Source organism: Legionella brunensis, assembly GCF_001467025.1.
Lineage (GTDB): Bacteria > Pseudomonadota > Gammaproteobacteria > Legionellales > Legionellaceae > Tatlockia > Tatlockia brunensis.
Map to the genome: position 1 here is coordinate 245,933 of NZ_LNXV01000008.1, position 13,503 is coordinate 259,435.

Below are 13,503 nucleotides of genomic sequence, written 5' to 3' on the forward strand. Positions count from 1 at the left end.
GCTTTTCACCAAGATTTTAAAGTTGTGGTGAATGGTTACGTTTTATCTAAATTGACTACCATCCTGGCGGTCAAGGAATATAATTAATATATGGATTCCCAAATAAACTATACTGCAAAGCTATTTTTTAATTTGCCATAAAATCGCAAGAACTTACAATGCATGCTATAAATTAATTATTTTTGAGCTTTCAAATGAGAAAATTAACAGCAATTGATTACTAAGAAATAGATTGCAAATATGGTAAGCTATCTGTTTTTAGTACAATTCTTATATTGATTTTGCCTTTATGCTAAATGATTATATAAAAACACTACCCCAATTTTTTTTACCAAAGCATCTGCTTACTCATTTTGCGGGCATCCTTGCCAATGTTCGTTCTCCCGCTGTTAAGAATTTATTGATTCGCCGTTTTATTCAACAATATTGCGTTAATATGCAAGAAGCTCGAGAAGAGAATTTTGAAAATTACCCCTCGTTTAATGAATTCTTCATTCGCCATTTAAAGCCTGAATGCCGGCCTTTAGAGGGGGCTGATATCGTATCTCCAGTAGATGGCGTGATAAGTGAGTTAGGAACGATAGAGCAGGGACAAATTTTACAAGCGAAAGGGCGCTATTATACGGTTCATCAGCTGCTCGCTTGTGAACAGGCATTGAGCCAACAATTTACCCATGGTCGCTTTGCAACTCTTTATTTATCACCCAAAGATTATCATCGTATTCATATGCCGATTGATGCTTCACTAAGGGAAATGATTTATGTGCCGGGTAAATTATTTTCTGTACAACCGACTACTGCACGGGTTATTCCGTATTTGTTCGCACGTAATGAAAGGTTGGTTATCTTTTTTGATACGTCAGTGGGAAGCATGGCCATGGTATTGGTAGGCGCAACCATTGTTGGCGCTATTGGAACAAAATGGCATGGTGACTTAAGGCGCTCTCGGAAAAAACAATATTTTAGCTATGCTGAGCTTGAGCAAAAAAATACTAAAATACTGCAGGGTGAAGAAATGGGGTATTTTAAATTAGGCTCGACAGTGGTGTTATTATTTGCTGACGGTGATAAAGTTCAGTGGCTTGATAATCTAACTGCAGGACAAAGTATTTGCTATGGCCAGGCTTTTGGCAAAATAACCGCGTAAATCGAGCGTTATTTAAAAATATTTGGTACCGAGAAGAGGACTCGAACCTCCACGGGGTCACCCCCACTAGCACCTGAAGCTAGCGTGTCTACCAATTCCACCACCTCGGCATTGGTCGGTAAAATACTCAAGAATAGACGGGCTGTCAATCCTTGGCTGGAAATATCATGTGCAGACGCTCCATTTGTTTCTTGTAAAAAGCATTATTCAAGGATGTGTGTTTTTCACCGAAAGAACTAGGCAACGAAGATAAAAACAGACAAAATCTAACAAAAAAAATGGAGCTATTTAAAAATGACATTTCTCCGTTTGTTAGAAAAAACTGTTGACTATTATTTTTCTCTTTTGCCGCGTAAAAAACCATGTAGGTCAATGTTGGCGGAGGTTAGTCTAATAGCTCACCGGGGTGCTCATGATAAAAATAAAATAGTCATTGAGAATACCGATGCCGCTTTTGCACGAGCTTTAAATTTAGGTTGTTGGGGGATTGAGTTTGATGTTCAGCAAACATTGGATCGGGTATTAGTAATCAATCATGACTCAACGTTAAAGCGTCTTTGGGGGAAGGATGTTGCCATTGGAGAATTAACGTTTCGGGAGTTACGTCAATTAGTACCGCAAGTACCAAGTCTTACTGAAGTCGTTAGAAATTACAGCAAACACCTCCACCTATTTATTGAACTTAAAGCACCGTTTACTGCAGAGGCTCAATTGATAGAGTCTCTTAGTCAGCTTAATCCTTGTGAGGATTATCATTTACTAAGCCTGGATAAGGAAATCTTTGCTTCATTCTCGCAATTCCCCAACAAAGCGCTGCTGCTTGTCGCAGGTCACAATAATGTGAAAGAGTTTTGTCAGTTAAGTCTGGAGAAGAAATATGGGGGTGTTTTGGGTCATTATTTACTCTTGAACAACCGCAGGTTAAAGCAGTTGCAAACAGACAAAGACCAAGTGTTTGGTGTAGGCATGATTGATTCAAAATATGCCTTATATCGCGAATTGAATCGTGGTATTCAGTGGCTGTTTAGCAACAATATCCCTTTATTAGAGAGTTGTTTACAAGAGAAAGGATACAACGAAATAAACTCCACCTTCGATTAGGGACTATTTACATTCCTATTTTCTTGGCCAAATTGGCGAAATATAAATAGACTCCCTAATAGCTAATCAAAGGTGGGATATTAATTTAGCCTGGATTAACCATTTCTTCGGGTTTCACATATTGCTTAAATTGTTCAGCAGTTAAAAAGCCAAGTTTAACGGCAGCCTCTTGCAGTGAAGTGTTTTCATGATGAGCTGTCTTAGCAATTTTTGCTGCTTTATCGTAACCAATATGTTGATTAAGGGCTGTAACTAACATGAGTGAATGTTGTAAGTAGTAATCAATTTGAGTACGGTTTGCTTCCAAGCCTTCAGCGCAAAAGATCTGGAAAGAATGGCAGGTGTCGGCAAGTAAGTTCAGTGAGTGCAACACGTTAAAAATAATCACTGGCTTAAACACGTTCAATTCAAAATTACCTTGGCTTGCGGCAATGGCGACAGTAGTGTCATTCCCAATGACTTGAGCACAGACCATGGTCATCGCTTCACACTGAGTGGGGTTAACCTTGCCTGGCATAATCGAAGAACCAGGCTCATTCTCAGGTAAAATCAACTCACCAATGCCACATCGTGGACCTGAGCCTAACCAGCGCACATCATTGGCTATTTTCATCAGCGCACAAGCCAATGCTTTTAAGGTACTATGTGCCATGACTAGGGGTTCATGGGAAGCTAATGCTGCAAATTTATTAGGAGCAGAAACAAATGGAAGTTTGGTGATAGTGGCAATGTGTTTTGCAGCAGCAACAGCAAATTTAGGATGCGTATTTAACCCTGTTCCGACAGCCGTGCCTCCTAATGCCAACTCATATAACTCAGGTAAAACCGCTTCAAAACGATGAATACAGGCATCCAGTTGAGCAACATACCCTGAAAATTCTTGACCTAAAGTTAAAGGTACGGCGTCTTGCAGATGGGTGCGACCGATTTTTACAATATCTTTAAATTCTTCAGCCTTTGCAGCCAAAACATTACGCAAGTTACGTACAGCAGGTAATAGTTTTTTATTGAAGGCAATCGCTGCAGCAATGTGCATTGCAGTTGGGAATGTATCATTGGATGATTGCGACATATTCACGTGATCATTGGGGTGGATTGGCGTTTTACTTCCCTGGGTACCACCAGCCATTTCAATAGCGCGGTTAGAAATAACTTCATTCGCATTCATATTGGATTGTGTACCACTGCCTGTTTGCCACACATGCAAAGGAAAATGTTCATCTAATATGCCATTATGAACTTCTTCAGCAGCCTTTATTATCAAATCGGCTTTATCTTTAGGGAGTTTTCCTAACTCTAAATTGGTTAATGCGGCCGCTTTTTTTAAGATTCCAAAGGCATGAGTGACTTCACGGGGCATGATATCAGGGCCAATATTAAAATGATGAAGCGAACGTTCGGTTTGTGCGCCCCAGTATTTATCTGCTGCAACAGCAATTTCCCCCATGCTATCTGTTTCTATACGCGTAGTGCCCATGTTGTCCTCTTCATAAAAAAATAAAATAAAATTCTATCATAGCGCTTGAGTTTAATTAACTTTAAAAACAGATGTCGTATACTAAGTCCTGGCGTTATTTTAGGTAACAAATGGTTATTAACGATCTGTTTGCGAGTTTGATGTGAGAGAGGTTCGTATTTATCAGCCAGGTAATTATGCCGTAGGTCAAGAGCTTGAGCTCTCTGTTGCTGCTGGACAACATGTGGGTGTGGTCTTGCGTATGCAAGCTGGTGGGAAAATTACTCTGTTTTGTGGTGATAATCGTGAGTTTGAAGCGGCTATCGTTTCTGCGCATAAGAAAAAAGTAGTGGTGGCCATTTTATCAGAGCAATTGGTTAATCGAGAGTCGCCCTGTATCATTCATTTGGCTCAGGCTGTTTCTAAAGGTGAGCGTATGGAAATTGTCATTCAAAAAGCAGTTGAACTAGGGGTCGCCAGCATCACCCCGATTATGACCGAGCGCTCTGTGGTCAGAGTGGATGAGGAACGCATGGAAAAAAAGCGCGCACAGTGGCAAGCCATTGCGGTAGCTGCTTGTGAGCAGTCAGGCCGCAATCAAGTTCCGGAAATAAAAGCCATGCAAACTTTAAACGATTATTTAAAGCATGATTTGAAGGCACTAAAGTTGGTGCTACATCCAGAAATGTCTAAAAATTGGCGAGATTATCATTTTGATAAAACAGAGGTTGCGTTGCTAATTGGCCCAGAGGGGGGCTTTAGTGAGCAAGAAATCAAGCAGATTTTATTCAATAATTTCAACCCCTTAAGTCTAGGCCCCAGAATTTTGCGAACCGAAACAGCAGCAATTGCTGCATTAAGCGTGTTGCAAGCTGTAAGCGGTGATCTATAATGATTGTCAGATTAATTTTATTAACCATCAAAGGTGACTCATGAGCGCTAATATTAAAACGATAACGGATGCCAGTTTTGAACAAGATGTTTTGAATTCTGGTAAACCAGTATTGGTAGATTTTTGGGCCGAATGGTGCGGTCCTTGTCGCGCGTTGACACCCATTTTTGAAGAAGTGGCTGCTGGTCATAGTGATAATATTACTTTTGCAAAAATTAACATTGATGAGAACCCTGAAACGCCTTCTAAATATGGAGTAATGAGCATACCAACCCTTATTCTATTTAAGAACGGCCAAGTCGAGGCAGTTAAAATGGGTTTACTGACGAAGTCACAATTAAGTGCTTTTGTTGAAAGTAATGCCTAATTTTATGCAATTCTCCCCCATTCATTTTTTGATGAGGGGAGAAAAATAGTGGATCTCTTTGAGAGACTATGTTAATCTGGTCTCTCAAGTGTGGCCATTCTCAGGCTGCCACTTCAACTAGCTCAATTTTGTTTACAACTGTATTTTCTATTAATAACTGTTGCGCAGTTGTGCTAAAATTGGATATTGATACTGGCAAACTTAGAGATTGCCCCTAGGCAGCAGCTTTCCTGACTGTCCTTCCAATAAATTATCTCGGAAAAATCCATTTCGTTTAACCAACACATCAAGTGAGAAGTATGAATCTTAGTGAACTTAAGCAATTACCCATTGCCGATCTCGTTAACATCGCACAGGAAATGGGGGCTGAAAACACCTCCCGTATGCGCAAGCAAGATATTCTGTTTGCTATTCTTAAAGCGCACTCCCATAAAGGTGAAGACATCCTTGGCGGCGGAGTCTTAGAAGTATTGACTGACGGTTTTGGTTTTTTACGCTCAGAAGACGGCTCCTACCAAGCTGGCCCTGATGATATCTATGTTTCGCCAAGTCAGATAAGACGATTTGGGTTACGTACAGGGGATACCATAACTGGTAAAATAAGGCCTCCTAAAGACAATGAGCGCTATTTCGCTTTATTGAAGGTCGACCAAATTAATTATGACTCGCCTGAAAGTGCTAAACGCAAAATTTTATTTGAAAACCTAACACCGTTATTTGCTACAGAGCGCTTGGTAATGGAGCAAGGTAATGGTAGTACGGAAGATTTAACGGCTCGAGTTGTTGATTTGTGCGCGCCCTTTGGTCGAGGTCAGCGTGGTCTTATTGTTTCTCCGCCCAAAGCAGGTAAAACATTGATGTTGCAGAACATTGCGCATTCAATTGAGAAAAACTACCCAGAGTGTTACCTCATCGTTTTATTGATTGATGAGCGTCCTGAGGAAGTCACGGAAATGCAGCGCTCAGTGAAAGGGGAAGTGGTTGCTAGTACCTTTGATGAACCAGCTAATCGCCACGTCCAAGTAGCCGAAATGGTTATTGAAAAGGCAAAACGACTCGTTGAACATAAACGTGACGTTGTCGTCCTGCTTGATTCTATTACTCGCTTAGCTCGTGCCTATAATACGGTTGTTCCATCTTCAGGAAAGGTACTTACCGGTGGTGTGGATGCCAACGCCCTGCAAAGACCAAAGCGTTTATATGGTGCTGCGCGTAATATTGAAGAGGGTGGTAGTTTAACCATTATTGCTACTGCATTGGTTGATACTGGTTCTAAAATGGATGAGGTAATTTACGAAGAGTTTAAGGGAACCGGTAACATGGAAATCCACTTAAGCCGTAATATTGCTGAGCGTCGGGTATTCCCTGCTATTAATATCAATCGCTCTGGTACTCGCCGTGAAGATCTTTTATTAACACCTGAAGAGTTACATCGCACATGGATTCTGCGTAAAATTTTGCAGTCTATGGACGAATGCGATGCTATCGAGTTCTTGCTTGAGCGCATGAAAAATCATAAAACCAACGCTGAGTTTTTTGAGGCAATGAAACGTCAAGAATAATTAAAAGTTAAAGTTCCTTGCAGGTTGGGTTTAGCCCAACCTCCTTGTTCTTATCGTGAAAAACTAGATGAAGCCTTTTAGTGGCAATATTTACACTTCTAACATGTTAGACTCTTCTTCACTGTCTGTGTATTCTGAATCTACTTCGTCATTTTGATTTTGCTGCATAAAAAAGGTGGCTTTGTTGAGTCGGCTACGGGCAGAGGTCGACAGAGGAGGAACTTCTTTTTCTGGCCCAGTATATATTTTAAAATAACCTGTATCCCCGGCAAAATTACGATATCTTTTTTGTGATCCCAAACACATTGCTTTTAAGAGCTTATCTATTTCTTCATAGATTGATAAATAATCAAAAACTTGATTACGACTATCTTTATTAGACTTATGCAGGTAGACCGGGCAATAAAATTCTATCAGTTCTAATTTAGGCATAGCTGCAAAAAGGTTTGCTAGATCATGTTTAATCCTTCTGGTTACTTGAGGATTAAAAATATCATTTAAAGTTAGACTAAAAGTACAATAACTTAAGTCCATTACTTCTACTTGGCTTAATAGCTCGGGGTTCAATTTTAAGATTTCAACAGGGCTAGCAGCATAGCTCAAATCTAAAAAATTAGGGTTTTTTGCTAACTCTTTTTTCTTAATACCTAAGAGTTGTGAGCTGTCTTTGCCTTGCATCAGAATAATATTTTCTGCGGGCGAAAAAATGATAGCATTATAACCAATGGATTTAGCAATCCTTGCGTTTATAGAGAGTGTTCTTAAGCCACCACCAAGAAAGAGATTGAATTCCCACATTTGTTGCAATGTAGGTAATGCCTGCTTAGATCCCTCCATAACAAAATGAGTTACTGCGCCACAAGCAAGGCCTATAACGATGTAATCATTTAGGTTGATTCCCTTCTGTTGGCACAAATTAGTAAGATCAGTTTTGACATTTATCATATCTGAGATAGAAAAATGATAATAAGGCTCACTATATTGTTTTTGACATGCAGCAATAGCTACTGTATTGGTATCAAATCCAATAGCAAGCACCTCAAACTCATACTCTTTCGCTTTTTCAACTGCTAAATGAAGCATTTGGGCAGAACCACAACCAATTTCCAATAAACATAATTTCTTCCCTTTACCTTCTATGAGCATTTCCTGTAAATAATGATCAAAATATTTTAATAGATCATTTCTAATTGGTTTATAAAGAGACTCATATTGCTCTAAGGTCATATCCATCGTGGATAAGTCTTGCCAATTATGTTCTTTATTTTGTATTGAATAATCAAAAGTATTTATTTTCTTGTATAGGCCCCAAGATGCCACTAAAAGTGATTGAAAAAATGTTCTTTGGGGATTGGCAATTAATAATTTTTCATTATCAAGGGTAGTAATTTGAATCCATCCAATAGCGTGTTCATTACGTTGCATAGGTAAAGAAAACCCATTAATTAACTCTACATTTAAATAAATTTTTATTTCCTTTATTTCAATCAATTTTGTATTTTCGTTTCCTCCAACAGAGTAATTTAAAACGCAAGGAGATATAGAGTCTGGCTTTATGATAAAAATAGTTGTCGGGGCATTCTCCGAAAAAACTTTATCTGTTTCTTGAGAAAAAGAAGAACTCATACAATTGGCTAGTACTTTACTCAGTAAATAATTTCTAGATTGTAATCTTGTCTTTAGAGGGGCTAATCTATTTTTATTTAATTCAATACCCAGCGTTGAAAACAAATGAGCATTATTGTTAATAAAATTAATAATCAAGGAGGTATTTTTAATGACCTCTACATTGTTCGTTTCTGAAATTTGCTGGAAACATAAGTCAATAAACTGCATAAGTTCATAGAGATTATTCAAATTTTCAAGGAGAAATATAAAGTTTTTTAATAAATCTTTTTTATCAGAAGCATTTTGAGCATAAATTTTTAGTAAGCTAAGCTCTGGCAACAAGGTTAATGGAATTTGTAGAGAAGGCATATTAATGAGGATAAATTAAAAGTCACATTGTATTGTATTTAACCATAAGATACAATGCGCATTTCCTGAGGATTGGATGTCTCGATAAGCAAAATGGATACTCAATTTCTATCAAAAAGTATCATGACCGTCAGAAAATAGGATGTATTTGCCCTTCAGCTTCAAAGCCCTAACAACCATAAATTTTTAGTAAGTCGCCAAGTCGAGAGGGCTTTGGAAGCGTTATTTCACAACCAACTCTCGTCTATAAAGTGGTACTTGCAATAAGAATTCGCTGACATTATGTTTGACTACATCGGTAAAATTATTTGTATGTTCAAAAACTTTTCTTTGGCGTTCAGAACTTGTTCCTGCTTTCATAATGGCTTCAAGTGTAGCGAAATAAGTTTGGTAATTTAACCTATCAATATAAGGGGCTAATTTATCAATCCATTCTTTGATATCCTCACGCATGGGCTTCGTTTTGCCATCGGTATTTACCACTAAATCGGTATCTAATCCATAGCGAATGGCCCGCCATTTGTTTTCACGAGAGAGCCAGGAAGGAGGGCAAGAAACCGATTCAAGCCAACTACCATTATCACTAAACCAATGCGCAAGGGCATGAATAAACGCAACAAGAGCAAGCGTTTCAGACAGGGTCGCAGTACCATCGCAAACTCGAATTTCTAAAGTCCCATAGGCCGGACTAGGTCTTAAATCCCACCATAAATCTTTAAGAGACTTGATAGAGCCACATAACTTAAGCGTCTTATAAAGATGCTCAAAGTCCTGCCATTTGCGAACATGATAGGGATGGCCTGCAGTAGGAAGTGATTCATAGGTGGTAGGGCGGCAAGAAGAAAGCCCTGTGTCAATTCCTTGCCAAAAAGGAGAGCTAGCGGATAGGGCAAGTAGGTGCGGCAAAAAATACATAAAAAAATTATTAAAGCGAATGCATTCGTCACCACTCGACATGCCCAAATGAACATGTAAGCCAAATACACTCATGCGGCGAGTAAGCCACTGGTTACGATCAATTAAGTCTTGATAGCGTGCAGTCGGTGAAATTACCCAATCGGAGTATTTCGAAAAAGGATGAGAGCCTGTTGTGGCAAATAAAATACCGAGTTCTTTAGCCATTGTTTGCAAGGCAGCGATCGTTTGGTAAAGATCTTCTTCAACATCGTGTGTACTACTACATTTATCGGTGTTGATTTCTATGGTGCTTAAATAAAACTCGGGTTTAACTCGATGAAGATGGCTCGCAGCACTCAATATTTCTTTGGCTTTTGAACATAAATTGTAACTTGACTCATCAATTAATTGCAGTTCAATTTCTACACCTAAGGTGAGTATACCATTGCTACGGAAGTAGATTTCATCTTCGATGAGTGGTACTGTCTGCGCAGTAGATTTAGATAAAGTAAATGATTTATTAAATTGACTTCGCATCATTATCCTTCTGTTTGTTGATTTTTATTTTGGAAGGGCAAAGAAGTATATATTTTGAATGACTCCTACAGTTGTATCGCGGAATTGATATAATAAGAACCTAATAATAAAAATCGTATCGATAGATATAATTCGTACACGAACTATTTTCATACTAACGGTTAATGTACACCATTTCAACCTTAAAGAATTAGAAAGACCATTATGACGACTATAGAAGGAAACCTTCTGGCAGAAAGCACGAGGGTAGATTTGCAATCAGAGCAGCGCTCCAAAAAGATTATTCTTGCCTTACGTAACATCATGCAACATATGGATTATCATTCAAGACGATTGAATAAATGTTATGGCCTTACGGTGCCACAAATCATTTGTTTATATGAAATTTATGAAAATGGAGTCATGACCCTGTCTGCTTTGTCGAAAAAAGTTTATTTATCGATGAGCACTCTTGTTGGTGTTATCGACAGGCTTGAAGAAAAATGTTTTGTAAGCCGTACCAGAGATATAAAAGATCGCCGTATTATTTTTATTGATATCACAGGAAAAGGAAGAGAGTTTGTTAATGCAAGTCCTTTTCTCCTGCACAATAGACTGCATCAAAGTCTCCAGGCTTTAACAGAACATGAACAAGCCACTCTTGGTGATTCGGTGAATTTATTGGTTAATTTACTAAAAAATCTATAATCGAAGGTTGGAATATCCAGGCTGTCTCAATTGGTTTGTAGCCTGTCTTTCCCTATAAAAATTTTAATTATCTAACTCTAGGTTTTGCAAGATTGTTTCTGTCTCTTGAAGCCTATGCGATAATCAACAAAATTTTTATCTTAACTACCAATTATGAAATATGCTGATCTTCGCGATTTTCTTGCTCAATTAGAGACTCGCGGATTGCTAAAACGTATTGCTTATCCTGTTTCTCCTTATCTTGAAATGACTGCAGTAAGCGATAAAGTGCTACGTGAAGGTGGCCCTGCACTCCTGTTCACTAATCCTAAGGACAATGACATTCCAGTCCTAACAAACTTATTTGGTACTGTGGAGCGAGTTGCGCTGGGCATGGGGGAGGAAACAATTTCTGCTTTAAGGGAAATAGGCAAGTTACTGGCAGCTTTGAAAGAGCCTGAGGCGCCAAAAGGCTTCAAAGATGCTTTTGCGAAACTACCTTTGCTAAAACAAGCTTTAAATATGGCTCCGAAATACATCAGTACCGCGCCCTGTCAAACCCGGGTTTGGGAAAAAGAAGAAGTAGATCTTTCTCGCCTTCCTATCCAAACTTGTTGGCCAGACGATGCTGCTCCTCTCATTACCTGGGGGTTGGTTACAACGAAAGGACCTTACCAAAGTCGGGAAAACCTGGGTATTTATCGGCAACAAGTCATTAGTAAAAATAAACTGATCATGCGCTGGCTCTCCCATCGTGGTGGTGCTTTGGATTATCAAGCTTGGCAAGAGACTTATCCAGATGAACGTTTCCCCATTGCTGTTACTTTAGGTGCAGATCCTGCCACAATATTAGCTGCTGTAACGCCTATTCCAGATACTTTGTCAGAATATGCATTTGCTGGTCTTTTGCGGGGGCAGCGAACTCAGCTTGTCTCCTGCATTGGTAATGATTTACATGTGCCTGCCAGCGCGGAAATAATTTTGGAAGGCTACATTGAGCCCGGCTCACAAGCAGAAGAAGGGCCTTTTGGCGATCACACGGGTTATTATAATGAAGTACAATCCTTTCCTATATTTACGATAGAGCGGATTACTCATCGGGATAATCCTATCTACCATAGCACTTATACGGGGCGTCCGCCCGATGAGCCGGCAATTTTGGGTTTGGCCCTCAATGAGGTTTTTGTTCCCTTGTTGCAAAAGCAATTTCCTGAAATCGTTGATTTTTATCTACCGCCGGAAGGGTGTTCCTACCGTTTAGCGGTAGTGACTATTAAAAAACAATATCCTGGTCATGCCAAAAGAATCATGATGGCTGTGTGGTCATTTCTAAGACAATTCATGTATACCAAATTTGTCATTGTCTGTGACGATGATATCGATGCGCGAAATTGGCAGGATGTTATTTGGGCTATTACCACAAGAATGGATCCTTTGCGCGATACTGTGATGATGGATAATACTCCCATTGATTATCTAGATTTTGCGTCCCCTATTTCTGGTTTAGGGTCAAAAATGGGATTGGACGCTACCAGCAAATGGCATGGAGAAACACAGCGAGAATGGGGAAAACCGATTGTTATGTGTAAGGAAGTATTGCAAGAAGTAGAAAACTATTGGCCTAAATTAGGATTAGATTTATGAGTAAACCAGTTATTGCTCAGGTTGAAAGTGTAACACCATTAACAGATAGTATTTTGCAAATCATATTGAAGCCAGCTAAGTATATGGATTATCAGCCAGGGCAATATTTACAAGTCCTTTCTGCAGACGGTGAGTTAAGCTATTCAATCGCAAATGCTCCCTTGGGCTCTCATCAATATGAATTACATATTCGTCATAGTCAGGATAATCCGGCCAATCAACAATTACTTGCAGAAATTAAACAAAAAGGAACTGTAAGGATTCGCGTGCCTCAGGGAGGGTGTCATCTCAATAAGCTACAAATGAGTAAGCCGATTTTATTTATTGCTGGTGGTACAGGATTTGCGCCTATTAAGGCAATGATAGAGCAGTTATTAGCGACTGGTGATAAACGCGCTTTTGAATTATTCTGGGGAGCTCGATCGCAAAGTGATTTGTACATGGATGAAAAGGTGATGCAATGGCAGGCTCATGTTGAACACTTCCATTATTTTTCTTTGTTGTCTAATACCAGCAAAGAAACATTAGCCTCTGTAATTCTTGACCATCACTCACAAGACCTACAACAATGGCAAATTGTGATTGCTGGACCTTTTGATATGGTCTATGCGATACGAGATATCTTGGTTTCTCATGGTGTACCAAGAGAGCAATTATTTTCAGACGCATTTGCTTTCGAAGCAATGAAAGGGGAAGAGTAATGGAGACTTTATACCAGGTTTTAGGAATAGTCGCGGCAGGACTTATCATTTGGGTTTTATACCGTAGTATTAAAGGGCGTCCTGAACAATTCAGCCGGGAAAACCTTAGTAAAAGTTTTGCTACAATGGGGTTTTTGGCGCTTATTTTGATTTTATTTATTGCTTTTCTAGTTTTTATGCTTCGCCATACTTAATTTTGGAAAAGCAGTTGCCAATTGCATTTTCCGTGTTAATGCAATCGGCTGTTGCCATGATAATCCCCCTGACTCTCAGAAAGATAATTGTCAATATGCGGGTTGTTAATGGCTAGTTTGCTAGGATCTTTAATTAATTGGCATTCTTCAACATAAGTCATATGACTACTCTCATCAACCAATAGTCGATACCAAGGATTTCGAGTTGCAAATTCGCGTTTGTTAACTTGAGGATTAATGCGGCCTGAGGCTTGAAAAAAGGGATCAATATCGACAATTACTGCCCGATAACCATGGTTTTTATGAATGACACGGTCACCGACATTAAATTTTGCTGATTTATTCATCGCTCTCTCCTGGTT

The 13,503-nt window shown here is 39.2% G+C and carries 13 protein-coding genes and 1 tRNA gene; 9 read left to right on the forward strand and 5 right to left on the reverse strand.

Annotated features, from left to right (window positions below):
- Nucleotides 1-289 precede the first annotated feature (289 nt).
- The gene (gene asd, locus Lbru_RS06235; protein WP_058441316.1) at nt 290-1,147 is read left to right on the forward strand and encodes an archaetidylserine decarboxylase; all 858 of its coding nucleotides are present in this window, start codon (nt 290-292) and stop codon (nt 1,145-1,147) included.
- A 23-nt stretch (nt 1,148-1,170) separates the two neighbouring features.
- Here the strand turns inward: asd and Lbru_RS06240 are convergent.
- Nucleotides 1,171-1,257, reverse strand: a tRNA-Leu gene (locus tag Lbru_RS06240).
- A gap of 184 nt (nt 1,258-1,441) precedes the next feature.
- On the opposite strand from Lbru_RS06240, the gene Lbru_RS06245 reads away from it, so the two are divergent.
- Complete coding sequence (locus Lbru_RS06245; protein ID WP_058441317.1) at nt 1,442-2,248, forward strand: glycerophosphodiester phosphodiesterase; 807 nt, start codon at nt 1,442-1,444, stop codon at nt 2,246-2,248.
- Nucleotides 2,249-2,333: 85 nt separating this feature from the next.
- Here the strand turns inward: Lbru_RS06245 and fumC are convergent, their stop codons facing one another.
- Nucleotides 2,334-3,725 carry a class II fumarate hydratase gene (gene fumC, locus Lbru_RS06250; RefSeq protein WP_058441318.1) on the reverse strand — a complete coding sequence of 464 codons (1,392 nt, stop codon included), beginning with the start codon at nt 3,723-3,725 and terminating at the stop codon, nt 2,334-2,336.
- 142 nt (nt 3,726-3,867) lie between these two features.
- Between fumC and Lbru_RS06255 the strand changes: the two genes are divergently transcribed.
- The 3 genes from Lbru_RS06255 (at nt 3,868) to rho (ending at nt 6,525) form a co-directional block, all read left to right on the forward strand.
- Nucleotides 3,868-4,596: a 16S rRNA (uracil(1498)-N(3))-methyltransferase gene (locus Lbru_RS06255; protein WP_058441319.1), complete on the forward strand. Its 729-nt coding sequence runs from the start codon at nt 3,868-3,870 to the stop codon at nt 4,594-4,596.
- Between the two features lie 40 nt (nt 4,597-4,636).
- Nucleotides 4,637-4,963 carry a thioredoxin gene (gene trxA / locus Lbru_RS06260; protein ID WP_058441320.1) on the forward strand — a complete coding sequence of 109 codons (327 nt, stop codon included), beginning with the start codon at nt 4,637-4,639 and terminating at the stop codon, nt 4,961-4,963.
- 299 nt (nt 4,964-5,262) lie between these two features.
- Nucleotides 5,263-6,525, forward strand: coding sequence for a transcription termination factor Rho (gene rho / locus Lbru_RS06265; RefSeq protein ID WP_058441321.1), 1,263 nt, complete (start codon nt 5,263-5,265; stop codon nt 6,523-6,525).
- 90 nt (nt 6,526-6,615) lie between these two features.
- On the opposite strand, the gene Lbru_RS06270 is transcribed toward rho, so the two are convergent.
- The gene (locus tag Lbru_RS06270) at nt 6,616-8,502 is read right to left on the reverse strand and encodes a hypothetical protein (RefSeq protein ID WP_058441322.1); all 1,887 of its coding nucleotides are present in this window, start codon (nt 8,500-8,502) and stop codon (nt 6,616-6,618) included.
- A gap of 222 nt (nt 8,503-8,724) precedes the next feature.
- Complete coding sequence (locus Lbru_RS06275) at nt 8,725-9,936, reverse strand: carboxylate-amine ligase (protein ID WP_058441323.1); 1,212 nt, start codon at nt 9,934-9,936, stop codon at nt 8,725-8,727.
- Nucleotides 9,937-10,140: 204 nt separating this feature from the next.
- Between Lbru_RS06275 and Lbru_RS06280 the strand changes: the two genes are divergently transcribed.
- The 4 genes from Lbru_RS06280 (at nt 10,141) to Lbru_RS06295 (ending at nt 13,141) form a co-directional block, all read left to right on the forward strand.
- Nucleotides 10,141-10,623: a MarR family winged helix-turn-helix transcriptional regulator gene (locus Lbru_RS06280; RefSeq protein ID WP_058441324.1), complete on the forward strand. Its 483-nt coding sequence runs from the start codon at nt 10,141-10,143 to the stop codon at nt 10,621-10,623.
- Between the two features lie 153 nt (nt 10,624-10,776).
- The gene (gene ubiD / locus Lbru_RS06285) at nt 10,777-12,246 is read left to right on the forward strand and encodes a 4-hydroxy-3-polyprenylbenzoate decarboxylase (protein WP_058441325.1); all 1,470 of its coding nucleotides are present in this window, start codon (nt 10,777-10,779) and stop codon (nt 12,244-12,246) included.
- Entirely contained in the window at nt 12,243-12,947 is a 705-nt protein-coding gene (locus Lbru_RS06290) for an NAD(P)H-flavin reductase (RefSeq protein ID WP_058441326.1), read from the forward strand. Before ubiD ends, Lbru_RS06290 begins: the two co-directional genes overlap by 4 nt.
- Nucleotides 12,947-13,141 (forward strand): hypothetical protein, encoded by a 195-nt coding sequence (locus Lbru_RS06295; RefSeq protein ID WP_058441327.1) that lies wholly within the window; start codon nt 12,947-12,949, stop codon nt 13,139-13,141. Before Lbru_RS06290 ends, Lbru_RS06295 begins: the two co-directional genes overlap by 1 nt.
- A 35-nt stretch (nt 13,142-13,176) precedes the next feature.
- On the opposite strand, the gene hspQ is transcribed toward Lbru_RS06295, so the two are convergent.
- A complete protein-coding gene (hspQ, locus tag Lbru_RS06300; RefSeq protein WP_058441328.1) occupies nt 13,177-13,488 on the reverse strand; it encodes a heat shock protein HspQ in 312 nt (103 codons plus the stop codon).
- Nucleotides 13,489-13,503 lie beyond the last annotated feature (15 nt).